This window comes from Pelagovum pacificum (genome assembly GCF_016134045.1).
GTDB lineage: Bacteria > Pseudomonadota > Alphaproteobacteria > Rhodobacterales > Rhodobacteraceae > Oceanicola > Oceanicola pacificus_A.
This window is the reverse complement of the sequence record NZ_CP065915.1, coordinates 3,557,952-3,582,758: the sequence shown is the minus strand read 5'-3', so window position 1 is coordinate 3,582,758 and position 24,807 is coordinate 3,557,952. Positions and strand designations below refer to the sequence as shown.

The window sequence follows — 24,807 nt, the reverse complement described above, 5'->3', positions numbered from 1 at the left end:
CAGCACCCCGGAATGAACTTACTTATATGCCCCGCAACGCCAAGCCGGGATCAAGATGCCAAGAATCCATTGCATTATCTCAACCTAAAATCTGATGCCGAATAGCCCGCCATCCGGTTCATCGGTCAGAACTGTATCGAGGACGAAGTCTCTCGGGTCGAAGGTGTCTGTATCCCATTCAATTTTATCAAGATCATCAGAATTCATAGCCACGATGTATTGAATGCCGAGATCGCCACACTTTTTATGCGCTAATTCTAACGCCAGCCTGATTTGCCTACCATCGACTCCGTCAAATACATGGCTATCGTGAATAACAAAGCCGGGGAATCTGTCCTGACGTTGCGATGCTTCGGCCAGAAGCCAGTCAAAGCAGAAAACTTGCATGTGTGTCTTGCCGCCGCTCTTTTTTCCGACGATGTCAGTCTCGATTGACATGCCTCCGACACCCCTTGACCGGCCTATTATGAGAGACCCAGGCTCGTCGTATAGATACTGAGAGGTGCTTGCGAAAATATTGAGCGCTGACCTTCTCTGGTCTTCGCGTTCAAGAACGTCATCGCCGATGGCGTCTACTAAATCATCAATTTCGCGATTTAATCGTCGGCGGTCGTCAGAAACATTGCGAAAGCGCGGGATTTGTTGCCGAAGATCTGCTTGCTCTCCCTCAAGCCCGTTAAGTTCAGATTGAAGATGACTGAGGCGCTCGATGGCTATACCTGAGCGCAAAAGGTTGAGCTTCTCGGACAGTGCTCCCTGAATTCTCAGAATTTCTTTCCTTCGATCAGAAAGGCGCTGTTGCGCGAGTTGTTTTTCTCGGAGAAGATGGGAACTTCTATTTTGTGCGACCTTGTTGTGAAACTCCTCAACTTGCTCGAGTCTCTTTTGAACCTGATCACCGAAAAATACCCCGGCTTGATGGTATAGAGCTTTAACGTCTGCGACGTTTGCATCAGCAACTTCGGAAATCGCCGTTTCGATGCTTTCGATCAAATCTAAATCACTGAGGTTGGCTTCATTCAAGGATCGGATCTGCGCAGTAAGGTCATTCGCGGTGGCTTCCTGTTCGCGATAGCCGTCGACAACTTGTGCAGATGCTATCTCGTCTCGCTTTCGCTCGACTTCCCGGTCCAGAAAATCAAGGCGAGCTTGCATCTTGTTGAGATCAAGCTCACCTTCACTGAGGTAACCGCTCTTTATCATTTTGTAGAGGGTGTCTGCGTCTTTTTTCTGGTCCTTCTTGACTTGAAGCTGTTGGGCTAGTCGCCAATCAAAGCCAAGTAGATAAGATAGGCAGACTTGGCTATCCCATCCAGATTGCGTGGAGGCGTTTAGCGTTGGGTTTGCGAACCCTCCGTTTCTCTCTTTTCTAATAAAATAAGACAGTAGCGCACCGAACTTTGGAGCATACTTCTCTGACAATACTTCGCTGTCTAACCCAAACCACTTTTGCGCCAGCTCCGATCGAAGGTCGGATGGTGATACAAGCACACCATCCTTTCGAGTTTCATCTGATGGGCCGCTCTTTCTGGAGATTTCGTATTCTTTGCCGTGATCAGAGAAGCGGCATACAAAATTACTTCCGACCAGTTCAGGTTTGTGAAAATCATCTCCACCGTTACGCTTTTCTGACAGCACAAAATGAACCAGCTCTATAAAGCTGGTTTTCCCGGTTCCGTTTCGTGTGTCTCGATCACCCGACCTTTTATGCCGGTCGGCTAGCAAAATATTAAGCCCCGGCCCGAATTGTAGGGATTTGAACGTTTCCAAGTCGCTCGAAACTTCTGTGATCATTGATTCATCTTCTTAAGGATACCGGCTTCAAAGCGGATAGCTTTTACAGAGAACAGGAAGTCGAGTGAAAGCAAGAACCAGTCAAAGTGAATCGTAGGAAGCTCGTTGTCTCGCCGCCAGTCCTGAAGGTCGCGAAATAGAGTCGAAACTGTTTTCTCTCTTTCCAATAAAGCCAGGACTTCCGCGCCGACTCCAATCAGGGCGTTCTCTGTCTTTATATGTTTTGTTGGCATCAGCATAGCGCGTCTTCAGGTGGATTTTCGAAGATATCACATGCGTCGAAGTAATAGTATATTATCACGTAGGCAGCTGCGGTGTAGGCCGGATCTTCAAGCGGCCCTCGGACAAACGCCAACAAACCCCCGAGGATTTCGTCTGCTGAATGACCGAAGTCTCTTAGCTCAAGATATTTCGACTGAATCCCGGACTGAATGATTGAAGCATTTCCCGGGTTGCTCATGCTCTCAAGGAATCGGTCGACAATTCCAATATTGGGGGCTGCCCTGTTTAGATCGAACTTTGCGTCTGGGCTGAGTTCATTGTGATCGAGCTTCTTCTCGTTAGGAATTTCCCCAAAAGACAATAAGCTAATCGTATGCGACTTTTCCCCGATAATTCGTTTTAGAAGTGGTCTCACGTTCTCCATGGATACAGTGCGGAAGTTAAGCCGAGCGCTGGGATACACATCGAGCATTTGGTTCATGCTCAGTTTGTCATGGAGCTCATCTTTGAGAAAGCGACGCGAAGCCGTGTCAATTTCAATGTGAGGATATTCTTCGCGGAGTTTTTCGAGTGCGTCACTGAGCTTCGTGGGGATGCCTGCATTGTTGTTGTGAACCAGAACCCATCTTTTCAATTTGGGCCAATAATTGATAACTTCCGGGAAGGAGTCGTTTACCTTTCCAATTGAATTTTTAGAGAATGTAGAGGCTGACTCCGGTGCGTAACACTGGTAGATTGTTTCAGTCGGTCGATGCCGTCCGTCACTTTTTTTGTCGCCGTGTTTTCCGCCTGCTTTTATCGTTTCAAAATCTGTTCCCCAAGCGCAATGAGCAAGTTCGGCGAACCAATCTTCGAATCTGGTCTGATTGCATGTTTCAAACATACGGTCGAAATATTCGTCGAAGTCAGCTTTGTGCATTTGGACCGCAATTTAATAAGACTACTTTGATGGCATGGTGAGTTAACACTCTTAGACGGTCACAAACCATCATTTTCTGAGCCGTATTGGGTGCGCCGTTGCGTGAAGCCAGTTTGGATAGCCATCCTGCGGCTCGTGTTCTACCGAAGGCCGATGTTCGTCTCAAGTCTTAGGTATACACCATCGGTTGCCTGCGCGTGCTTATGCCGCAAACGGCAAGAGCTTTAGAGCGTCCTGTTCTACGCACTCGCTACTGGTTCATCGCTGATCGACCGAACTCCTGAGCTCTTGTGCTCAGGAGATCAGCGATGGACGGTTCAAACATCAAGACAGACTACCCCGTGGTGCTGCGGTTCGAGGGGCTCTACCCGCATCAGCTCGGCGGCTACGAGGCCCATCGTCTGCGGAAGGGTGGGGATCTCAGCCATGTCGATCGGTCTCGGACAAAGCTTAACGGCCCGCCCCTCATCGGGCCCGAAGACTGGGCGGCTCGGGCGCTCGCCGAGATCCGCGAGATGGCGGCGGAGAACTTCGCGGCCGAGGTCGCCTCACTGGAGAAACGCAACCGCAAGAAGGACATCGAGCGACGTTTCGTCGAGGGGCCGAAGCAGCCGTGGCGTCCGACGCGGCACGGGCCGATGCGCGAGGTCATCCTCACGGTCAACAAGGACTGGTTTGATGCCGACTTGGCGGAGTTCTTCGGGGAAGCCGAAAACCAGCGCGAGAAGGAGTTCGGCGCCCTTGCGAAGCAATGGCTGATCGAGAACTTCGGCGACGATGTCATCCATGCCCGCGCCGACCGGGATGAAGCCGCGTTCCACATCCATGCGGTGATCATGCCCCGGGCGACGGTCGAGATCGCGAAGCCGAAGGCGAGGGTGCCGACAGCCACGGCGACGCGCCGGATGCTTCAACCCTCGATCCATCCGTTCATCGAGAACTACGAGGCGGCGCAGGATAGCGTTGGCGAGTGGTTCGCTTGCCTCGGTCTGGTGCGTGGTGAACGGCGGGCAGCAGCGATCAAGAAGGCCCGCGAGAACGGAGAGACACCGCCGAAGCGTCGCTATCACGCCAAGACGTGGAAATGGCGTGCCGAGCAAGAGCTTCGGGTGCAGGACAGAGCCGAAGCCTTGGAGGCCGACAAGATCGCGTTGGACGAGCGCACGGCACGCGTGGCGGAGCGCGAGAACGAGGCAGAGACGGTGCTCGCCGTGGCCGAAGGTGTAGCATCAGGCGCGTTTGTCGCGAGCGAGGGCGGGGAGGAGCCGGGCTTGGTCGAGGCCCCGGCCGCAACGCCGGCGGAGACACCTTTGGAGGATCTTCGGCGACGGTCTCCGACAGGCTTCGCTCGCGCCGCGGGCGTGTTCGGGCGCGCGTGGGGGCGCCTGTTCGGGCAGGCGCAAGCGAAAGCTGAAGCCGAGGCCGATTCCCGAGTGGCCAGCGCCATGGAGCAGATCGAACAGGCCGATGCGAAGGTCGCCGAAGCCGCGCTTCATCTACCAGCCAAGACGCGCGCGCTTATCGCCGAGATCCGGCAGACGATCCCGGCAATACTGCGCAGGTTGGAGCGTTCCGGGAACGGGCTTCCCGCCGCTTCATCGAAGGGTCAGTCGCAGCGCGACGACCCCGGAGAAGAAGGAAAGTTTCAATAGTATACAATGTCTTGCGAGAAACCGGTGAAAAAGTTTGCCGAGTCCACGAGTCGCGCGGATCGAAGAGAGCAATGTGATGGCCAGCGCCGAACGGTGCCCCTGAAACCCGGACCTCCGCGGAGGCCATCAGATCGACAAAGGACCCTACAATGACCATCTTCCTCAACCCCGACCTCGCCGCTTCGAAATCCTCGCGCAAGAAGCGCCAGCAGGCCGAAGTTGCGCCCGACACCCCCGCCACCGAGCGCGCTCTTGCGACGCTCCGCCGGTCGCTGAACAAGCAGGTGAAGAAGGCGGACAACGAGGAGCGCCTACGAGCCAAGGCGATCGCCGACACGATGCCCGAGTTCATCGCCGCGATGGACGAGGAGGTGCTCACGCCATTCTTCTTCAGCCTGGAACGGCTGGCTACCGCGGCGAACCGCCGTCGCATCGCCTCTCATCCGCTGCGTCCGGAGGCCGTGGACGAGATGCACGGAGACGAAGATGCGAAAGAGGAGCGGATAGCCGAAGAGGAGCGCAAGGCCGCCGAAGCCGCCGAGCGCGATGCCAAGACCGCCAAGGCGACTCCGCAGGACGCTTCGGCGTCCTGATGCAGCTCAGCCGGGCAGGGGCCGCAGCGGCGCGCCGCCTCCCGGCTCGCGGATCAGCGCGAGACCGGCGCGAAGATCGTCGTTTTCGCCAAAGTGCAAACCGCTCTCCCGCAACCAGTTTTACCGAACAGGCCGCCGACGAAAGTCGCGCGGCCTTCTTGTTGTGTGTCTGAGAAACTTGAAGCTGCGGGAAAGCGACCGGATCAGCTTGTCCCGATCCGGCTTCCTTCCGTCAGACGGCTGACGGAGCGGACGAGAGCGTCCCGATCAATGCCGAAGTGTCGATAGACGTCGCCGATCGTCCCGGTCTGCCCGAAATGTTCGACACCATGAGAGATCGTCTCGTGCCCCGCGACCGATCCGAGCCATGCCAGCGTCGCTGGATGCCCGTCGATCACCGTCACCAGCTTACAATTTCGGGGTAAGTTCCCGAGCAGCCGTTCGATGTGGCTTTGTGCCGTATCGTTTCCCCGGGCTCGTGCGCGCTGCGCCGCGGTCCACCCGGCGTTCAGCCGGTCTGCGGAGGTGACAGCGAGGACGCCGATGTCCCGGCGATGTTCACCGATCATGCCGGCGGCCGCGATGGCCTCATCGGCGACAGCGCCCTGGTAGGCGATCACCACCGATGGATTCGGTCCGGGCTCGCGGAGCCAATAGGCGCCGTCGACCGCGCCACGCCGGAAGGTATCGTCTACGCGTTTTCCCGGTTGTTCCAGCGGCTTGGTCGTCAGGCGGAGGTAGACAGACCCTCCGGTTTCATCCCGGAGCCAAGTCCGTTCATCCGGGTCACCAGAGCCGTCGCGCTGCAGATAGTCGAACGCCCACTCCATGATGACGGCGAGTTCGTCGGCGAAAGCGGGCTCGAAACTTGCCAGTCCGTCCATCGCCATCCCGGTCAGGGGCGTCCCGATCGACTGGTGCGCGCCCCCTTCGGGGGCGAGCGTCACCCCGGAGGGGGTGCCGACGATCATGAACCGGGCGTCCTGGTAGCACGCGTAGTTCAGGGCATCGAGACCGCGATGCACGAAGGGGTCATAGACCGTGCCGATAGGAATAAGCCGCTTGCCGAACAGTTGATGCGACAGACCCGCCGCGCCGAGCAGCAGGAACAGGTTCATCTCCGCGATGCCGAGCTCGATATGCTGACCTTTCGGGGTGAACTCCCACTTCGCGGTAGACGGGATCCGGTTCTCGATGAAGACATCGGCCAGTTCCTTGCGCGCGAACAGCTTGCGTCGGTTGACCCATGGACCGAGGGAGGTCGTTCCCGTGACGTCGGGGGACGTCGTCACGAGGCGTTCGGCGAGGGGACTGTCCCCCTTGGCGAGATCGTCGAGGATCTTGCCGAATGCGGCCTGTGTCGAGATCTCACGATCCGTAGAGATGCCGACTTCGGGTACCGGCAGGCGCGCATCGTCGTAGCGACGGTGCCCCTTGGCGAAGAAGGGCACCTTCGACAGGACGTCTGCCAGTGCGTCCGCGTCATCGACGGTCGCGAACGGCTCCCATTCCTGTCCTTCGGGGACCTTCATATGTGACTGCCATTCGGCCATCTGCGCCTTTGTCATCAGGCCGCCGTGGTTGTCCTTGTGCCCCGCGATCGGCGTGCCCCATCCCTTCACCGTGTAGGCGAGGAAGCATGTCGGTCGATCGTGGCTGATGCTTGCAAAGGTGTCGGCCAGCGTTTCGACGCAATTGCCGCCAAGATTCTCCATCAGGTCGGCCAGCTCCCGGTCGCTGCGACGGTCGATCAGCGCGGTGACCTCGCCCTGATCGCCGAGGTCGTCCATCAGGCGTTGCCGCCAGACCGCGCCACCCTGATAGGTCAGAGCGGAATATTCGGCATTCGGGCAGGCGTCGATCCAGTCGCGCAGGCGCGTTCCACCCGGCTCTTCGAAGGCCGCGCGCTGCAGCGTGCCGTGCTTGATGCGGACCACATCCCAGCCGAACGCGTCAAAGATTTTCTCGACCCGCTCGAACAGACCTTCGCGGACGATCCCGTCGAGGGACTGCCGGTTGTAGTCGATGATCCACCAGCAATTGCGAAGGTCGTTCTTCCAGCCTTCCTGCAAGGCCTCATAGACGTTGCCTTCATCGAGTTCGGCGTCTCCGACGAGTGCCACCATCCGGCCGAGCGGCAGGTCGGCACCCCATTCCTTGGCCGACACATAGTCCTGCACCAGCGAGGCGAAGGAGGTGATCGCCACGCCAAGCCCGACGGACCCGGTGGAGAAATCCACATCGTCGATATCCTTGGTCCGGGAGGGATAGCTCTGCACGCCGCCATAGGCCCGGAAGGCTTCCATTTTCTCGCGAGTCTGATTGCCCATCAGGTACTGCATCGCGTGGAAGATCGGCGAAGCGTGGGGTTTCACAGCGACCCGGTCTTCGGGCCGCAGCGCATGGAAATAGAGCGCCGTCATGATCGACACCATCGAGGCTGAACTCGCCTGATGACCGCCGGTTTTGATGCCGTCCACCTTCGGACGGACGTGGTTGGCATGGTGAATCATCCAATGCGACAACCAGAGAAGCCGCTGTTCGATGGTCTTGAGCTCGGGGTGGTTCGTCATGTCGGTCTCCTTCGCGCAGGCTATCGCGACTTTCGCGCCGAGTCCCCGCGTCTGCGATGGTGTCCGATGCTGATCTTGGTGATAATCGGCGTGTATGCGTCGGATGGCGCTGAAAATGGACCCATGCTCAATGAATCTCGATCAGATCGACTACAAAATCCTGAAAGAGCTTCAGGACGACGCGCGCATCTCTCATCAGGAGTTGAGTGACAAGGTCGGGCTGTCCGCCTCTCCCTGTGCTCGCCGCATCCGCAAGCTGGAGGCGGAGGGCTACATCACCGGCTACGGCGCGCAGATCGAAGAGGCGAAGATGGGCTTCGGTTTCTCGGTCTTCGTGTCTGTGCGGCTGGATCAGCAGGTCGACGGGCGGCTCGTCGAGTTCGAGAAAGAGGTCCGGCTTTGCCCGGAGATCGTCGAATGCTGGCTGATGACCGGCAGTTTCGACTATCTCCTGCGCCTCTCGGTCGAGAGCCTCGACGATTTCGAGCGGTTCCTGACCCGGCGGCTGACCAAGATCCCGGGTGTTGCCTCGATCGAATCCTCGGTCCCGATCCGGCGGGTGAAACATCAGCCCGCCCGGATCAGGTGAGTGTCAGACCGTCGCGGGAACGGGTTTCTTGCCGAGCGCGCCGGATGTGAAGAAACTCAGCACGACGAGTGGGATACCGACCGCGTAGGCGTAACGCAGGCCGAGATGCTCTGCGATGAAGCCGAGAAGGGGCGGGCCGAGCAGGAAGATCACGAAGGATGTCTGCGCGACCGCGGCCACGTTCACCGACGCGGAGCGATCCGTCCGTTGCGCCGCCGCCGAGATGGCTAGGGGAAAGATTGCGCTCGTCCCCAGGCCGAGCAGGGCGAACCCCGGAAGCGACACCGCGGGGCCGGGCGAGAACACCACGAGCACGAGACCGACCGACATGAAGACGAGCAGCGCCTGCGCGACGCCGTGGGGCGAGTAGCGCTCCACGAAGGAATCGACGAAGAACCGCGCGGTCGCCTGAAAGAAGGCGAAGGTTGCGACGGCCATCCCGGCGACGAAGGCCGAGCTGTCGAAGACGCTGCGCATGTAGATCGCCGACCAGTCGAGGCTAGCCCCCTCCATCAGCATCGCCGACAAGGTGACGGCGACCAGCAGCAGGATCGGTCGCGTCGGCATGGAGAACATGGGCGCGGCGTCCGCCTCGGCCAGCGGGCGGGCGGGGGCCGGCTGGTAGGTGCCGAGCAGGTAGTAGGTGCCGATGACGGCGATCACGACGACGAAGGCGAGGTGGAGCTGCACCGGTATCCCGCCGAGCGCCATGAGCGATCCGAACATCCCGGCGGCAAAGAAGCCGATGCTCCAGAAGGAATGCGCCCGGTTCATGATGCGCCGCCCGAGTTGCGCTTCGGTGCGGTCGGCTTCGACGTTCAGGATGATCTCGGTGCCGCCGATCATCAGGCCGACCGGGATGAGAAGGAAGAACAGGCCGAGGGGACCCGTCGCCTGCACGGCGATGGCATAGGTCAGCGCGACCAGCGGAATAAGGGCCAGCAGCGACTTGCGGTAGCCGATCTTGTCCAGCAGCGGCGCGGCCAGCGTAAGCGAGACCAGCGTGCCCACCGGGACACCGATCAGGCCGAGGCCGAGCGCGCCTTCCTGGATGTCCATCGCCCGCTTGATATCGGGGAGACGGGGAAAGATGTTCCCCATCGAGAATGAGTAGATGGCAAAGCCAGCGAAAACGCGTCGATCTGCGCGCAGGTCCAATCCGAATGACATGATCTCTTCCCTTGCGCCGAGGGATGGCGCGGGTCCCGACATGACCCAAGATCAGCGGGTTGAAAACATCAACTTTCGCCTGAGCATGCTGGACCAAACAAAAAGGCCGACCGCTCTCGCGGCCGGCCAGTCTTGTCGGAGCTGGGGGTTCGGCCTTAGCCGGCGATCCAGCCCTTCAGCGTTTCTTCGACGCCTTTGTCCCAAAGAGAGCGCAGCGCCCGGTCGAACGCGTCCGCAAAGGCCGGCGTCGTGCCGAGGTCACCGAAGACCTGCGTGAAGCCTAGGAAGGCCACCGGGTTCGACTTCGCCTCGAGCGCGAGGGCCTTGAGCTCGGCATGGCTGTCGTCGTTTGGCGGGATCTCGTTGCCGGCCTCGTCGGTCCCGGCGCAGTAGCGGCACCAGAGCGCGACTTCGAGGGCGAGCCCGTCGACGCTTTCGCCGGCGTCCAGCCGGGCGCGGGCGGTCGGCAGCACGAATTTCGGCTGCCGGTTCGACCCGTCGAGGCAGAGCCGCGGAATCGTGTCGCCAACGGCAGAGTTGGAGAAACGCTCGACCAGCTTGTCGAGGTAGGCGTCGTAGTCGACGCCCGCGATCGGCTTCAGCGTCGGCATGATCTCCCGCTGCTCCAGCGCGATGAGCCAGTCGCTCACACGGGGATCGGCCATCGCGTCATGCACGAAGTGGTGGCCCAGCAGTGCGGAGGGGTAGGCGATCGCTGCGTGGCCTCCGTTGAGCATCCGCAGCTTCATCAACTCGTACTGGGCGACGTCGTCGACGAACTCGACCCCGACTTCCTCGAGCGCCGGACGCCCGAGCGGGAAATTGTCTTCGAGCACCCACTGCCGGAACGGTTCACAGACAACGGGGGCAGCGTCCTCGACGCCGAATTTCTCCTTCACCATCTCCAGTTCGCGGGGCGAGGTGGCAGGGGTGATGCAGTCGACCATCGAGTTCGGGAAAGCGACGTTGTCGGTGATCCAGTCCGCAAACTCCGGGTCGGAGAGGCGGGCGAGGCCGGTCACGGTCTGTTTGAAGACATGCCCGTTCTCGGGGAGGTTGTCGCAGGACATCGCGGTGAATGCCGGCGTGCCGGCGTCGCGACGCTGACGAAGGGCCTTGATGACCATGCCGAAGACCGACTTCGGCGCGTCCGGCGTCGCCGCATCCGCCTTCATGTCGGGATGATCGGCGTCGAAGCCTCCGTCGGGGCGCACGTAGTAGCCGCCCTCGGTGATGGTGGTGGACACTATTTTGGTTTCCGGATCGACCATGCGGGCGATCGTCTGATCCGGGTCGATCTCGATGAAGTCCGTCATGGAACCGATGACCTGCGCGGAGAAACCCTCCGGGTCCAGATCGACCACGGTCGTCAGCCAGTCCTGCCCGGCGAGGCGGTCCCGCATGGCCGCGTCGCCCGGACGGACCCCGGCCCCGACGATCGCCCATTCGTGACCCTTCCCGGACCGGAACAGCCGGTCGAGATAGGTCGCCATATGGGCGCGGTGGAAGTTACCGACCCCGACATGCAGGATACCGCCGCTCAGCTTGGAACGGTCGTACCCCGGCACACCCACGTCATCGGGCAGGTCGGAAAGGGTCGCTTCGGACAGTTTGGCAGACAAGGCTCGATCCTCGGTCAGATGGTTTTCAGCATTCCGCCGTCCACGTGGTGCGTGGAGCCGACGGCGTAGGACGCTCTCGGGGAGCAGAGGAAGACGCAGAAATCGGCCAGCTCTTCGACGGAGCCGAACCGGCGGATCGGCGCATGCTCGTCGGCGACCTCCTGCAGGTAACCTTCCCAGTTGTCACCCGCCAGTTCACGGGCGGTGTTTTCCCAATCCGGTGTCCGGATCAGGCCCGGATTGACGGTGTTCACGCGGATGCCCTTCGGGATCAGCTCCGTCGAAAGGCACTTGGCGAACATCATCAACGCCGACTTCGTCGTGTTGTAGATCGGCTCGTACCACAGCGGCTGAACCGCGCAGATCGAGGCGTTCATCAGCATCGCGCCGCCGCCTTTCGCCTCCATCTGGGGGGCGAGGCCGCGCGACAGCCGAACCGCTGCCATCACGTGCAGGTTCCAGAAATCGAGCCACTTCTCGTCGCTCGCTTCCAGCACCGTCTCGTTGCTGCCAGTGCCGGCGTTGCTGACGAAGATATCCGCACCGCCGAGCTCGGCCGCTGCCGCGATGATCGCGTCACAGCCTTCGGCGGTGGAGACGTCGGAGGCCACCGCCCGTGCGGTGACCCCATGTTCTGACGCGATCGCACCGGCGGCCTCTTCGACGGCGGAGGCCGTGCGGGCGGTGAGCACCACGTGCGCACCCTCTCGTGCGAAGGCGTGGGCGATGCCGAGACCGATACCCTTGCTGGCACCGGTCACAACGGCGACCTTGCCGGTAAGACCGAGGTCCATGATCCTGTCCAATCCTCCTGGCGCGCGGGCGCGCCGGTCAGCTCACTCGACCCGAAGACCGTTCGCGTCGAACTTGTGGATGCGTTCGGCCTGGGGCGTCAGCATCACCTTGTCTCCGTGGCGCAGGCTCAGCTCACCATCCACTCGCACTGTGATCGGTTCTTTCCAGCCCTCGACATGGACATGGAAGAAGGTGTCGGAGCCGAGATGCTCCGCCACGCCGACGGTGCCAGTCCACTCGCCGGACTCGGTCGAGGCGGTGATATGCTCGGGCCGGATGCCGATCGTGGTCGCGCCGTGCTTCTGAGCCTCGGCACCGCCGATCAGGTTCATCTTGGGCGACCCGATGAAGCCGGCGACGAACAGGTTGCGCGGCGTGCGGTAGAGCTCCAGCGGGGAGCCGACCTGCTCGATATTGCCGGCGCGGAGGACGACGATCTTGTCGGCCATGGTCATGGCTTCGACCTGGTCGTGGGTGACGTAAATCATCGTCGTCTCGAGCCGGTTGTGCAGCTCGGAAATCTCCAGCCGCATCCCGACGCGCAGGGCGGCGTCGAGGTTGGAGAGCGGCTCGTCGAACAGGAAGGCCGACGGTTCGCGCACGATGGCACGGCCGATGGCGACCCGCTGGCGCTGGCCGCCCGACAGCTGGCCGGGCCGGCGGTCGATATAGTCCTTCAGGTTCAGGACCTCGGCGGCGCGATTGACCCGGTCGTCCTGTTCCTGTTGCGACAGCCCCGCCATCTTCAGCGGGAAGGCGATGTTCTTGCGGACCGACATGTGCGGGTAGAGCGCGTAGCTCTGGAACACCATGGCGAGGCCGCGCTTGGCCGGGGGCAGGTTGGTGGCGTCCGTGCCGTCGATCCGGATCTCGCCGGAGGACACGTCCTCCAGACCTGCGATCAGACGGAGGAGCGTGGACTTGCCGCAGCCGGAGGGGCCGACGAAGACCACGAACTCGCCGTCCTCGATGGTCAGGTCCAGCGGCGGGATGACGTTAACGTCCCCGAAGCTCTTGGTCACCTTGTCGAGCGTGATGCGTCCCATTGGTCTGTTTCCTTATTTCACGGCGCCGAAGGTGAGGCCGCGGACAAGTTGCTTCTGGCTGAACCAGCCGAGGATGAGGATCGGGGCGATCGCCATGGTCGAGGCCGCCGAGAGTTTCGCGTAGAACAGGCCTTCGGGCGACGAGTAGCTGGCGATGAAGGCCGTCAGCGGCGCAGCGTCGTCGGCCGTGAGGTTCAGCGTCCAGAACGCCTCGTTCCAGGCGAGGATGACGTTCAGCAGGATGGTCGACGCGATGCCGGGAATGGCCATCGGCGTGAGCACGTGGATGATCTCGTTCCGCAGGCTGGCACCGTCCATGCGCGCCGCCTCGAGGATGTCGACCGGGATCTCCTTGAAGTAGGTGTAGAGCATCCAGATGATGATTGGCAGGTTGATCATCATCACGACGACGATCAGCGCCCCCTTGGTATCCAGCACGCCCAGCCTGATGAGCACGATGTAGATCGGGTAGAGCACGCCGACGGCGGGCAGCATCTTGGTCGACAGCATCCACAGCAGGATGTCCTTGGTCCGGTTGCCCGGCACGAAGGCCATCGACCAGGCCGCGGGGACCGCGATGATCACGCCGAGCAGGGTCGAACCGCCGGCGATCACCACCGAGTTCCAGAGGTAGCGCATGTAGTTCGAGCGCTCCTGCACGACGGTGTAGTTGTCTGTCGTCCAGTCGAAGAACAGGAACACGGGGGGATCGGCGACCGCGGTGCCCTCGGTCTTGAACGAGGTCAGGAAGGTCCAGAGGATCGGGAAGAAGATCAGCAGGCCGATCCCCCATGCGGCGACGGTGTAGATCGCCTTTTTCTGTGTCGTGACGGCGCGGGCCATATCGTTCGCTCCTTACGCGTCGAGGTTCTTGCCGACGATCCGCATCAGGAAGATCGCGACTATGTTGGCGAGGATGACGGCGAGGATGCCGCCCGCGGAGCCGAGTCCGACGTTCTGGCTTTCGAGCACGCGCTGGTAGACGAGGTAGGTCAGCGTCCGGGTGCCGAAGGCGCCGTTCGTGGTGACGAAGATCTCGGCGAAGATCGACAGCAGGAAGATCGTCTGGATCAGGATCACGACGGTGATGGCGCGGGCCAGGTGCGGCAGGATGATGTACCAGAACCGCTTGATTGCCGGCGCGCCGTCCATTTCGGCCGCCTCCAGCTGCTCGGAGTCGAGCGACTGGATCGCGGTCAGCAGGATCAGCGTCGCGAAGGGCAGCCACTGCCAGCTCACGATCATGATGATCGAGAACAGCGGCACGTCGGTCAGCCAGTTGATCGGCGTGGCGTTGAAGAACTCCCACAGGTGGGTGAGCAGGCCGTTCACGGGGTCCATGAACATGTTCTTCCAGACCAGCGCCGACACGGTCGGCATGACGAAGAACGGCGCGATCACGAGGATGCGGACGACCCCCTGACCCCACATCGGCTGGTCGAGCAGGATGGCGAGTAGGATGCCGCCGACGACGGTGATGGCGAGGATGCCACCCACCATGATGAGCGTCGTCCAGACCGAGTCCATGAAGGCACTCGCCGTGAAGAAGCGGACGTAGTTCTCGAACCCGACACAGCACTCTGCGACGGTCGGCGGCAGAGCCACCGGGCGGTAGTCGGTGAAGGAGAAGTAGAGCGTCATGATCAGCGGGACGAGCATCCAGCCGAGCAGCAGGATCACCGCGGGCGACATCATCAGCCGGGCTGCGGATCGGGAGTGTTGGGTCGCCATGACGAGCTCCTGCAACGGTAGAGGCGAGCCGCGAAACGGAGCGTTGCTCAAGCCTCGATCATATTCATGGGGTCGGGCCAGCGTGGCCCGGATGTCCCGCGCGGCGGTCAGGTCGCGCGGGACGGGGAGGGGTCGTTAGGAAGGGTCGACCCCTCCGGTCTCAAAGCCGGATCAGTTGTAACCGGCGGCCGACATCTCGTCCTCGGTCAGAGCCTGGGCGTTCGACAGCGCCTCTTCGGCGGACTGCTGTCCGGCGAGCGCTGCGGAGAACTCCTGGCCGACCTGGGTGCCGATACCCGCGAATTCCGGGATCGCGACGAACTGGACACCCGTGTAGGGCACCGGATCGACGGCCGGGTTGGTCGGGTCGGCAGCCTGGATGGACTCGAGCGTCATCTGGGCGAAGGGCGCCGCGTCCAGGTATTCCTGGTTCTCGTACAGAGACGTGCGGGTGCCCGGAGGCACGTTTGCCCAGCCTTCGTTCTCGGCGACGAGCTCGGTGTACTCCTTGGACGTGGCCCAGGCGATGAAGGTCTTCGCCGCGTCAGGCGCGTCGGAGCCGGCCGGAACGGCGAGGGACCATGCCCACAGCCAGTTGCCGCGCTTGCCGAGCCCGTTGTCGGGCGCAAGGGCGAAGCCGACGGAATCGGCGACTTCGGATTCATCGGGGTTGGTCACGAAGGACGCGGCGACGGTGGCGTCGATCCACATGCCGCACTTGCCCTGCTGGAACAGCGCCAGGTTCTCGTTGAACCCGTTGTTGGCCGCACCCGGAGGACCGTAGTTGGTCATGATGTCCAGGTAGTCGGTCAGCGTGTTCGACCAGGCTTCGGTGTCGAACTGGGCGTTCCACTCCTCGTCGAACCAGCGCGCGCCGTAGGAGTTCGCCATGGCCGTCAGGAACGCCATGTTCTCACCCCAGCCGGCCTTGCCGCGCAGGCAGATGCCGTAGATTTCGGCTTCCTCGTCGGTCATAGCCGCCGCGGCTTCCTTGATGAACTCCCAGGTCGGGGCGTCGGGCATTTCGAGCCCGGCTTCTTCCATCAGGTCGGTGCGGTACATCACCATCGAGGATTCGCCGTAGAACGGCGCGGCGTAGAGCGTGCCGTCGACGGTCAGGCCACCGGCAATGGCAGGCAGGATGTCATCGGCGTCATAGCCTTCCGGCATGTCGTCAAGCGGAACCAGCCAGCCCTGCTGCCCCCAGATCGGAACCTCGTAGGTGCCGATGGTCATCACGTCGAACTGGCCGCCGTTGGTGGCGATGTCCTGGGTAACGCGCTGACGCAGAACGTTCTCTTCGAGGGTCACCCACTCGAGAGCGATTTCCGGGTGCTGTTCGGTGAAGTCTTCGGTGAGACCCTGCATACGGATCATGTCGCCGTTGTTCACGGTCGCGATCGTCAGGGTGGTTTCCTGTGCGGACACGACAGAAGCCGCGGTGCACAGAGCCGTAGCGCCCAAAAGGGCGCGCATTGTCATGGTCATAGAGATCCTCCCAAGAGTCTACGGTGGGCATTTGCTCACGTGACTGACAAATACTCGCTCGTGAAGGTGAGTCTGTCAACAGCGATTAACTCGCCAGTCAGCTTTCGCTGGCAAAGCAGTGGATTTGTTCGGTTAAATTTCTGTTAAAATCGGAACGATCGGGCCGTTTCGGCCGACCTGTTCACGGAAGCAAGGCGCGTGCCGTAGCCTCGTTCGTGATCAGGCCGTTGATGAGTCGCCCGTTCAGCGCGGCCCGGATAGCGCGGATCTTCGCGGCACCGGCGGCGACGGCGATGATCCTCTGACGGCTCGGGTCCGGAAGCGGCGCGCTGGCGACGCGCCGGTTGAAGTCGCAATCCACCAGCTGACCGTCATCGTCGAAGATCCAGCTGATGATCTCCCCCGCAGCGCCATTGGCGGCGAGGTCCGACCATTCCTTCTCCGACAGGAAGCCATCGACGAAGAGCGGGGCGGAGCGGTCCATCTGACCGATCCCGACAAGCGCCAGGTCGGCGCGGGCGCAAAGGTCGAAGGTGCTGCGCGCCGCTTCCTGCTCCTTCAGGTGGGCCAGATCCTCGGGATCGCGCGCGACCACCGGAAGCGGGAACGGGTAGTGCCGCCCGCCGACGCGGTCGGCCATGCGGATCGTCGCGTTGTAGGGCGTGGCGGAGCCGTCGGACATGATATTGCCGAGCAGCGAGACAAGCCGGTGCTGAGGGCAGTCCATCTGGGGAAGCTGGCGCACGCAGGCCTTCAACGCCCGCCCGGTGCCGAGCGCGATGATCCGCGGCTCCGGGTCCTTCAGCACCCGGGTCAGCTCGTTCGCGGCCGCGATGGCGAGACCGGTGAGGAGTTCCGGCGCGTCCGGATCGCTGGGCACGACATCGCAATAGTCCAGCCCGTAGCGGTCGGTCAGCTCGCGGGCGAGGTCCATGCAGGCGCCGATCGGGTGGTCGATCCGGACTTTCACCAGCCGTTCCGACACGGCGAGCGAAACGAGGCGCTGCGCGCTCTGCCGCGAGACGCCGAGCTTCCTGGCGATCTCGTCCTGGGTGTTGCCGGCCACGTAGTAGAGCCAGCCGGCCCGTGCCGCGTCGTCGAGTCGGCTCGCTTCGGTCAGCGATCGGTCGGCTGTCACTGGGAAAACTCCTCTTGCTCCGGGCGCAGAAGATGCACCGGAAAATCGCGCCAGTGGTCAAAAGACAGGACGCCGGGCGGCAGGTCCAGCCTCGAGCCGGAGAAATGACCGCCCCCCGTATAGAGCAGAAGCTGCATCCCGGCGGCCTGCGCTGCATCAATTCCGGGGAAGGAATCCTCGATCACGAGCGCGCGCTCCGGCGCAACACCCATCGACTGCGCCGCGAACAGGAACAAGTCCGGCGCGGGCTTGCCGCGCTCCACCTGGCTGGCGGTGTAGACCCGATGTCCGAAGAACCGGTCGAGCCCGGTAATCGACAGCGACCGCAGCACGCGCGGCGGGCTGGAGCTGGTCGCGACACAGGACATGACGCCAAGCCGCGGCAGGAGCGCCTCGATACCCTCGGTGGTGTGGAGCTCCGTCTCGAACCGTTCGAGCAGCGCCGCGCGGTAACGTTGCTCGAAATCGGCGGGAAGGGACCGGTCGTAATCCTCGCGGATCGTCTTCGCCACCGTGGGGAAGCTGCGCCCGATGAAATGGCGGCGCACGTAGTCGAAGTCGAACCGGATGCCGAGCGCGGCCGCCTGTTCGATCAGAACGGCGGCGCTGATGATCTCGCTGTCGATCAGCACGCCGTCGCAATCGAAGATCACGAGGTCGACGCGCGACGTATCAATCCCGGTCATGGCCAGCTCCTCCGCATGCCCTCCGTGGCACATACCCATATTGGAAAGCACGCGAGATACGCCAGACCTTGATGAAATGCACACCAGCTGCAGGGTAGCGGACCAACCTGTGCATTCTTGCTTGTGGCTTTCGAGAGGAACACGCCCTATCTGCCGCTCAGAACAGGAGGGCTGCCGATGTCCGTGATCGTGTCCGTCAAATCGCTGACCAAGAGCTACGACAACGGGTTCACCGCGCTGAACGGGGTGAACCTCGACATCGAGGAGGGCGAGATCATTGCGCTTCTCGGCCCCAACGGTGCCGGCAAGACCACGCTGATCTCGACGATCTGCGGCATCGCCGTCCCCACGTCCGGCACGATCACCGTCGGTGGTCACGACGTGATAAAGGACTTTCGCCAGACCCGGTCGATGATCGGTCTCGTGCCGCAGGAAATCTCGCTCGAACCGTTCGAGACAGTGTTCAACACGGTCAGTTACTCGCGCGGCCTGTTTGGGCTGAAGCGCGATCCGAAGCTGATCGACGAGATTTTGGAGAAGCTGTCCCTGTCCGACAAGCGCAAGTCGCGGGTCAAGGAACTGTCCGGCGGCATGCGTCGCCGCGTTCTGATCGCCAAGGCGTTGAGCCACGAGCCGACGGTCCTGTTCCTCGACGAACCCTCCGCCGGGGTCGACGTCGAACTGCGCAAGGACATGTGGCAGGTGGTGTCGGAGCTGAAGAAGCAGGGCGTCACGATCATCCTGACCACTCATTACATCGAAGAGGCGGAGGCGATCGCCGACCGCGTCGCCGTCATCAACAAGGGTGAAATCCTGCTGGTCGAGGAGAAGGCGCACCTGATGTCCCGCCTCGGCCGCAAGGAACTGCGGATCGAGCTCAACGAGCCGATCGACACCATTCCGCCCGAGCTTCAGCGCGACCACCTCGAGCGCGCACCGGACGGAACCGCACTGATCTACAGCTACGACACCCGCACGGAAGAGCGGACCGGGATCACCCGCCTGCTTTCCGACCTCCAGTCCGCCGGAATCCAGCTCAAGGACCTGCAGACGAGGCAGTCCACGCTCGAGGAAATCTTCGTCGATCTCGTGAAGGAGCCGTCATGAACCTCAACGCAGTTCGCGCGATCTACATCTACGAGATGACGCGCTTCTTCAGGACGATCCTGCAGAGCTTCATCTCTCCGGTCATCTCAACGTCGCTCTACTTCGTGGTGTTCGGCGCGGCCATCGGCAGCCGCATCGACGAGGTGGAGGGCGTGCCCTATGGCGCCTTCATCGTGCCGGGGCTCATCATGCTGTCGATCATGCAGCAATCGACCTCCAACGGGAGCTTCGGAATTTACTTCCCGAAGTTCATCGGCACGATCTACGAGCAGCTTTCCGCGCCCATCAACTTCATCGAGATCACCATCGGCTATGTCGGGGCGGCGGCGACCAAGGCGCTGTTCATCGGCATCGTGATCCTGGCTACGGCGTCGCTGTTCGTGGACCTGACGATACAGAACTGGCCGGCGATGATCGCCTTCATGTTCCTGACCTGCATCAGCTTTGCGCTGCTGGGCTTCATCATCGGAATCTGGGCGGAAAATTTCGAGCAACTTCAACTTATTCCGCTGCTCGTCATCACGCCGCTCGTGTTCCTCGGCGGGTCGTTCTATTCCATCGATATGCTGCCGGAAGGGTGGCAGACCATCGCCCTGTTCAACCCCGTCGTATACCTCGTATCCGGGTTCCGGTGGTCGTTCTTCGGCATGTCCGACGTGCCGGTTGGCGTCAGCCTTCTGGCGATCGCGCTGTTCACCGCGATCTGTCTCTTCATCATCTGGCGGATCTTCAAGACCGGGTGGCGGCTTCGTCAGTAGCAAAGCCGGTGCGCCCGCCTTGCTACACTCCGGGGGCGAGCCTATGTGACAGGGCATGAGCCGACGTATACCTTTTCTCCCCGACATTCCGCGGGTTTCGGTCGTTCGCCTCCACGGCACGATCGGCATGGGCAACCGCAGCCTGAACGACGCGGGCATCGCCCCCGCCATCGAGAAAGCCTTCCGCGCCAAGCCGAAGGCGGTGGCGCTGTCTATCAGCTCTCCCGGCGGGTCGCCGGTGCAATCGTCCCTCATCGGCGCGCGCATCCGCCGCCTGTCCGAGGACAAGGGGATCCCGGTCTATGCCTTCGTCGAGGATGTCGCGGCCTCCGGCGGCTACTGGCTCGCCGCCGCGGCTGACGAAATCTTCGTCGACCGCTCGTCGATGGTCGGCTCCATCGGCGTGATCGCGGCGACGTTCGGCGTTCAGGATTTCATCGCGCGGCACGGCATCGAACGTCGGGTCCATACGGCGGGCAAGTCGAAGTCGTTCCTCGACCCCTTCCGGCCCGAAAAGGAAGAGGATGTCGCCCGGCTCAACCGGATGCTGGACGAGATCCACGTCAACTTCATCGACCACGTGAAGGAACGTCGCGGCGCGAGGCTCGTCGAATCCGACGAGCTATTCACAGGGGAGGTCTGGATCGGCGATAACGCCGTGAAGCAGGGCCTCGCCGACGGCGTCGGTCACCTCGTGCCAGAGATGAAGTCGCGCTTCGGCGACAAGACCAAGTTCAAGGTGTTCGGCACCAAGAAGACCCTGTTCCAGAGGTTCGGCAGCCGCATCCTCGGCGATGCGATGGCAGAACTGGACGAGCGCGCGGCCTACGCACGGTTCGGGCTCTGACGTGATCGTAAAGATCGTCCTTCTCTTTCTCATCGGCATGGGCGTTCTCGCCATGTTCGGTAAACTGCGCCTGCCCGGTCCGGCCAAACGGCTGTCGACCGCGAAGTGCCGCAACTGCGGGCGTCCTCGCATCGGCAAGGGGCCCTGTCCCTGCGGGAAGGGCGGCACGTGATCTGGGACTGGATTTATGTCGGGCTGGGTCTCGTGATCCTGCTGCTGGCGGGCGACAGCCTCGTGAAGGGGGCGGTCAACCTCGCTCTGCGGATCGGTATCCCCGCACTGATCGTATCGCTGACGATTGTCGCCTTCGGCACCTCCGCGCCGGAATTGCTGATCTCCGTCGGGGCGATCCTCGACGACGTTCCGGGCATCGCGCTCGGCAACGTGGTCGGTTCCAACACGGCGAATATCCTGCTGGTCCTCGGTATTCCCGCGCTGCTCGCGACGATGCATACCGCGAGCTGCGATAGCCGCGACAGCTACATGCAGATGATCGCGGCGACGGTCCTCTTCATCGTGCTCGCCTTCTTCGGGCCGATCACATGGTGGCACGGGATCATCCTTCTGATCGCGCTGGCCGGTATGCTGACCCACGCAGGCGTCGCGGCGAAGAAGCACCGCTCCGCCAGCAAGTGCGCCGCGGCGGATGCCGAAGAGGAAGAGGTCGAGGGCGCCGATCCGAACCTCGGCTGGCCGATGATCCTGTTTTACCTCGCGCTTGGCCTCGTCGGTCTGCCCCTCGGCGCGGATCTGCTGGTCGACGGTGCGACGAACATCGCCCTGACCTTCGGCGTGTCCGAGACGGTAATCGGGCTGACGCTGATCGCGGTCGGCACTTCGCTGCCGGAACTCGCGACGACGGTGATGGCCGCGCTTCGCCGGCAGGCGGACGTCGCGATCGGCAACGTCATCGGGTCGAACATGTTCAACCTGCTCGGGATCATCGGCGTGGCGTCGCTCGTCGGTCCGATCCCGGTCGAGGAGCGGTTCCTCACGATCGACCTCTGGATCATGCTTGGATCGTCGCTGCTGCTGATCCCGTTCGTCTTCTTCAAGGTCGACATCAACCGGCTCTGGGGCGTGATCCTGACGGCCCTTTATCTTGCCTACATCTATACCGTGGTGGCCCTGTGAAGAACGCGCTCGTCACCGGCGCCGGCAAACGGCTTGGTCGTGCGATGGCGGTCTACCTTGCTGATCGTGGCTTCGACGTGGCCGTGCATTACGCCACCTCCGCCGACGGTGCGGAGGAAACGGCCGAGATGATCCGTGACAAGGGCCGGACTGCCGTGACGTTGCAGGCCGACCTGACGGTCGAAGCCGAGATGCAGGCTCTCGTCCCGTCCGCCATGGAGGCGCTGGGCGGGCCGATCACCTGCCTCGTCAACAGCGCGTCGATCTTCGAATACGATACGCTGTTCAATGGCACGCGCGAAAGCTGGGACAAGCACATGGAGAGCAACCTCCGCGCGCCCGTGGTGCTGTCACAGGCCGTCGCCGCCCACGCACCCGAACCGGTCGATGACGACAACGGAGAGCCGGTGTCGCAGGCGCTGGTGGTGAACATGCTGGACGAGAAGATCCGCAAGCTGACGCCCGGCCACATGAGCTACACGATCGCGAAGTTCGGGCTCTGGTGTTTCACGCAGACCGCGGCGCAAGCGGCAGGACCGAAGATGCGCGTCAACGCCATCGGCCCCGGCCCGACGCTGATCGCCGAAATGCAGCCGCAGGAGCACTTCGACAAGCAGCGTGCGAGCGCGGTCCTGAACCGTGGCGCGAACCCGTCGGACATCTGCGCGGCGCTTGGCTATTTCCTCGACGCACCAGCGGTGACGGGGCAATTGCTCTGTGTCGACGGTGGGCAGCATCTGATCTGGCAGACCCCGGATGAGCGGCGCACGGCGATTGACCCTGCGGAATAGTCCCAAGGCCGGGGCGCCCCGACCGAAGTGTAACGAAAATGTAATGAAATCAGCCGTCTCCGCCGGCCAATAAAATTTTTTCGCCCAATAACAGCGTGTTACAATGGTGACCAAAAATAAGGCAAGGCGAGGAGCCGTCAGATTTCGTTCACAAATTTGCCGATGCGCCTTAACGGTCCCCAAGGTTATCCCCAACTTCGGTGGACACCTTGAGCCTTGCCAATCGCCGCCGATGTTGCGGCTGTAACCAAGAATCGTGATAAAACACCCATGTCTGAAGTCTCGACCGGGCCAAAGGGTTACGCTCGCATCCGTTCCTACCTGAAGACGCTCGACGGATCGCCCGGCGTCTACCGGATGCTCGATGACCAGAGTCGCGTTCTCTACGTCGGCAAGGCCGCGAACCTGAAGTCACGGGTGTCCAGCTATTCGCGGCCCTCGCCGCAGCATTCGCCACGCATCGCGCGGATGATTTCCGATACCGCGTCGATGATGTTCCTGACGACGCGGACGGAGACCGAGGCGCTGCTGCTCGAGCAGAACCTCATCAAGCAGCTCAAGCCGAAGTTCAACGTGCTCCTGCGGGACGACAAGTCGTTTCCCAACATCCTCGTCAGCAAGGAGCATGACTTCCCGCAGATCAAGAAGCACCGCGGTGCCAAGAAGGAGAAGGGCGACTACTACGGGCCTTTCGCCTCTGCCGGGTCGGTAAACCGGACGCTGAACCAGCTTCAGAAGGTTTTCCTGCTGCGCAACTGCACGGATTCCACGTTCGAAACCCGGACGCGACCCTGTCTGCTCTACCAGATCAAGCGGTGCTCCGCGCCCTGCGTCGGGCACATCAGCCAGGAGGACTACGCCGGGCTCGTCGCCGATGCACAGCGCTTCCTGTCGGGCAAGACCACCGCCGTGCAGGAACAACTGGCGACGGAGATGCAGAAGGCCTCGGAAGAGATGGAGTTCGAGCGCGCTGCCGCCCTGCGCGACCGCATTCGTGCGCTTACTCATGTCCAGTCGAGCCAGGGCATCAACCCGCAGACCACGACCGAAGCCGATGTCATCGCGCTCCACACCGAAGGCGGGCAGGCCTGCGTTCAGGTCTTCTTCATCCGTTCGAACCAGAACTGGGGCAACCACGACTACTACCCGCGGATTTCCGGTGAAGAGGACATTGGCGAGATCATGGAAGCCTTCGTCGGCCAGTTCTACGCTAACCGCGAGCCGCCGAAGCTGTTGCTGTTGTCCAACGGCCTCGAGAACCCCGAGCTGATGGCCGAGGCGCTGACCGAGCAGCGTGGCGCCAAGGTCGAGATCAGCGTGCCCCAACGGGGCGAGAAGTCGGAGCTTGTCGGCTCCGCGCTCCGCAACGCGCGCGAAAGCCTCGCCCGGAAGATGTCGGAGACGGCGACGCAGGGGAAGCTGCTCAAAGGTCTCGCGGATGCGTTCGAACTTCCGGCGGTGCCGCAGCGGATCGAGGTTTACGACAACAGCCACATCATGGGCACCAACGCCGTCGGCGCGATGATCGTCGCGGGGCCGGACGGCTTCATCAAAGGTCAGTACCGCAAGTTCAACATCAAGGGCGAAGAGCTGACCCCCGGCGATGACTTCGGCATGATGAAAGAAGTTCTGACCCGTCGCTTCAAGCGCCTGCTGAAAGAGGATCCCGACCGCGAAAGCGGCATGTGGCCCGACCTGCTGCTGATTGACGGTGGCGCGGGGCAGGTGAGCGCCGTGCACGAGATCATGGCGGAGCTTGGGGTCGAGGACGTGCCGATGATCGGTGTCGCCAAGGGCGTGGACCGCGACCTCGGCAAGGAGGAGTTCCACCGCACCGGCCGTACGGTAATGGCGCTCCGCCACAACGACCCGGTTCTCTATTTCGTCCAGCGTATGCGGGACGAAGCGCACCGCTTCGCCATCGGCACCCACCGTGCCAAGCGCGCGAAGGCCGTGGGCGCAACGCCGCTCGATGACATCGCCGGGGTCGGGGCCTCGCGGAAGCGGGCGCTTCTGGCGCATTTCGGGTCGGCAAAAGGTGTCAGCCGTGCCAACCTCGCCGACCTTAAAGCGGTCGACGGCATCTCCGAAGGATTGGCGGAAAAGATCTATGCGCACTTCCACGAGGGAAACTGAACGGCCGCTGCCCTTC

General features: G+C 62.0%; 22 protein-coding genes. 9 read left to right on the top strand and 13 right to left on the bottom strand.

All coding sequences use genetic code 11. The features are described from left to right. Nucleotides 1-84 precede the first annotated feature (84 nt). Genes I8N54_RS20245 through I8N54_RS17605 form a run of 3 tightly spaced genes read right to left on the bottom strand, consistent with a single transcriptional unit; the run spans nucleotide 85 to nucleotide 2,935 of the window. Nucleotides 85-1,794, bottom strand: coding sequence for a DUF2326 domain-containing protein (locus tag I8N54_RS20245; RefSeq protein ID WP_140196850.1), 1,710 nt, complete (start codon nucleotides 1,792-1,794; stop codon nucleotides 85-87). Further along, nucleotides 1,791-2,033: an ABC-three component system middle component 6 gene (locus I8N54_RS17610; RefSeq protein ID WP_140196848.1), complete on the bottom strand. Its 243-nt coding sequence runs from the start codon at nucleotides 2,031-2,033 to the stop codon at nucleotides 1,791-1,793. The genes I8N54_RS20245 and I8N54_RS17610 overlap by 4 nt, the downstream gene beginning before the upstream one ends. After that, nucleotides 2,027-2,935: an ABC-three component system protein gene (locus tag I8N54_RS17605; protein WP_140196846.1), complete on the bottom strand. Its 909-nt coding sequence runs from the start codon at nucleotides 2,933-2,935 to the stop codon at nucleotides 2,027-2,029. The genes I8N54_RS17610 and I8N54_RS17605 overlap by 7 nt, the downstream gene beginning before the upstream one ends. A 515-nt stretch (nucleotides 2,936-3,450) precedes the next feature. Between I8N54_RS17605 and I8N54_RS17600 the strand changes: the two genes are divergently transcribed. Together I8N54_RS17600 and I8N54_RS17595 are read left to right on the top strand one after the other, a co-directional pair. Next, complete coding sequence (locus tag I8N54_RS17600; protein WP_140196844.1) at nucleotides 3,451-4,587, top strand: Pre (Mob) type recombination enzyme; 1,137 nt, start codon at nucleotides 3,451-3,453, stop codon at nucleotides 4,585-4,587. Between the two features lie 149 nt (nucleotides 4,588-4,736). Continuing rightward, nucleotides 4,737-5,180 carry a hypothetical protein gene (locus I8N54_RS17595; protein WP_140196842.1) on the top strand — a complete coding sequence of 148 codons (444 nt, stop codon included), beginning with the start codon at nucleotides 4,737-4,739 and terminating at the stop codon, nucleotides 5,178-5,180. 203 nt (nucleotides 5,181-5,383) lie between these two features. Here I8N54_RS17595 and I8N54_RS17590 read toward each other — a convergent pair whose 3' ends face one another. After that, on the bottom strand, nucleotides 5,384-7,753 hold the full coding sequence (locus I8N54_RS17590; protein WP_140196841.1) for a transketolase-like TK C-terminal-containing protein: 2,370 nt from the start codon (nucleotides 7,751-7,753) through the stop codon (nucleotides 5,384-5,386). Between the two features lie 130 nt (nucleotides 7,754-7,883). On the opposite strand from I8N54_RS17590, the gene I8N54_RS17585 reads away from it, so the two are divergent. Beyond that, nucleotides 7,884-8,342 (top strand): Lrp/AsnC family transcriptional regulator, encoded by a 459-nt coding sequence (locus tag I8N54_RS17585; protein WP_231592714.1) that lies wholly within the window; start codon nucleotides 7,884-7,886, stop codon nucleotides 8,340-8,342. Between the two features lie 3 nt (nucleotides 8,343-8,345). On the opposite strand, the gene I8N54_RS17580 is transcribed toward I8N54_RS17585, so the two are convergent. The 9 genes from I8N54_RS17580 to I8N54_RS17540 form a co-directional block, all read right to left on the bottom strand. Then, the gene (locus I8N54_RS17580; protein WP_140196837.1) at nucleotides 8,346-9,512 is read right to left on the bottom strand and encodes an MFS transporter; all 1,167 of its coding nucleotides are present in this window, start codon (nucleotides 9,510-9,512) and stop codon (nucleotides 8,346-8,348) included. 155 nt (nucleotides 9,513-9,667) lie between these two features. Continuing rightward, nucleotides 9,668-11,134, bottom strand: a complete 1,467-nt coding sequence (locus I8N54_RS17575) for a mannitol dehydrogenase family protein (RefSeq protein ID WP_140196835.1) — start codon at nucleotides 11,132-11,134, stop codon at nucleotides 9,668-9,670. 14 nt (nucleotides 11,135-11,148) lie between these two features. Continuing rightward, nucleotides 11,149-11,928, bottom strand: coding sequence for an SDR family NAD(P)-dependent oxidoreductase (locus I8N54_RS17570; protein WP_140196833.1), 780 nt, complete (start codon nucleotides 11,926-11,928; stop codon nucleotides 11,149-11,151). Nucleotides 11,929-11,970: 42 nt separating this feature from the next. Then, the gene (locus tag I8N54_RS17565; protein WP_140196831.1) at nucleotides 11,971-12,975 is read right to left on the bottom strand and encodes an ABC transporter ATP-binding protein; all 1,005 of its coding nucleotides are present in this window, start codon (nucleotides 12,973-12,975) and stop codon (nucleotides 11,971-11,973) included. A 12-nt stretch (nucleotides 12,976-12,987) separates the two neighbouring features. Then, the gene (locus tag I8N54_RS17560) at nucleotides 12,988-13,818 is read right to left on the bottom strand and encodes a carbohydrate ABC transporter permease (protein ID WP_140196829.1); all 831 of its coding nucleotides are present in this window, start codon (nucleotides 13,816-13,818) and stop codon (nucleotides 12,988-12,990) included. Between the two features lie 12 nt (nucleotides 13,819-13,830). Then, nucleotides 13,831-14,706, bottom strand: a complete 876-nt coding sequence (locus tag I8N54_RS17555; RefSeq protein WP_140196827.1) for a carbohydrate ABC transporter permease — start codon at nucleotides 14,704-14,706, stop codon at nucleotides 13,831-13,833. A gap of 171 nt (nucleotides 14,707-14,877) precedes the next feature. After that, nucleotides 14,878-16,194: an ABC transporter substrate-binding protein gene (locus tag I8N54_RS17550; protein ID WP_140196825.1), complete on the bottom strand. Its 1,317-nt coding sequence runs from the start codon at nucleotides 16,192-16,194 to the stop codon at nucleotides 14,878-14,880. 181 nt (nucleotides 16,195-16,375) lie between these two features. Beyond that, a complete protein-coding gene (locus I8N54_RS17545; protein WP_231592713.1) occupies nucleotides 16,376-17,332 on the bottom strand; it encodes a sugar-binding transcriptional regulator in 957 nt (318 codons plus the stop codon). After that, on the bottom strand, nucleotides 17,329-18,018 hold the full coding sequence (locus I8N54_RS17540; protein ID WP_140196823.1) for an HAD family hydrolase: 690 nt from the start codon (nucleotides 18,016-18,018) through the stop codon (nucleotides 17,329-17,331). The genes I8N54_RS17545 and I8N54_RS17540 overlap by 4 nt, the downstream gene beginning before the upstream one ends. Nucleotides 18,019-18,195: 177 nt before the next feature. Between I8N54_RS17540 and I8N54_RS17535 the strand changes: the two genes are divergently transcribed. The 6 genes from I8N54_RS17535 (at nucleotide 18,196) to uvrC (ending at nucleotide 24,791) form a co-directional block, all read left to right on the top strand. After that, nucleotides 18,196-19,125 (top strand): ABC transporter ATP-binding protein, encoded by a 930-nt coding sequence (locus tag I8N54_RS17535; RefSeq protein ID WP_140196821.1) that lies wholly within the window; start codon nucleotides 18,196-18,198, stop codon nucleotides 19,123-19,125. Then, nucleotides 19,122-19,883 (top strand): ABC transporter permease, encoded by a 762-nt coding sequence (locus I8N54_RS17530; RefSeq protein WP_140196819.1) that lies wholly within the window; start codon nucleotides 19,122-19,124, stop codon nucleotides 19,881-19,883. Before I8N54_RS17535 ends, I8N54_RS17530 begins: the two co-directional genes overlap by 4 nt. Nucleotides 19,884-19,938: 55 nt before the next feature. Further along, on the top strand, nucleotides 19,939-20,730 hold the full coding sequence (locus I8N54_RS17525; protein ID WP_140196817.1) for a S49 family peptidase: 792 nt from the start codon (nucleotides 19,939-19,941) through the stop codon (nucleotides 20,728-20,730). Between the two features lie 171 nt (nucleotides 20,731-20,901). Further along, nucleotides 20,902-21,864, top strand: a complete 963-nt coding sequence (locus I8N54_RS17520; protein ID WP_408635375.1) for a calcium/sodium antiporter — start codon at nucleotides 20,902-20,904, stop codon at nucleotides 21,862-21,864. Further along, nucleotides 21,861-22,655, top strand: coding sequence for an SDR family oxidoreductase (locus tag I8N54_RS17515; protein ID WP_140196810.1), 795 nt, complete (start codon nucleotides 21,861-21,863; stop codon nucleotides 22,653-22,655). The genes I8N54_RS17520 and I8N54_RS17515 overlap by 4 nt, the downstream gene beginning before the upstream one ends. 270 nt (nucleotides 22,656-22,925) lie before the next feature. Further along, nucleotides 22,926-24,791, top strand: coding sequence for an excinuclease ABC subunit UvrC (uvrC, locus tag I8N54_RS17510; RefSeq protein WP_140196808.1), 1,866 nt, complete (start codon nucleotides 22,926-22,928; stop codon nucleotides 24,789-24,791). Nucleotides 24,792-24,807: the final 16 nt, after the last annotated feature.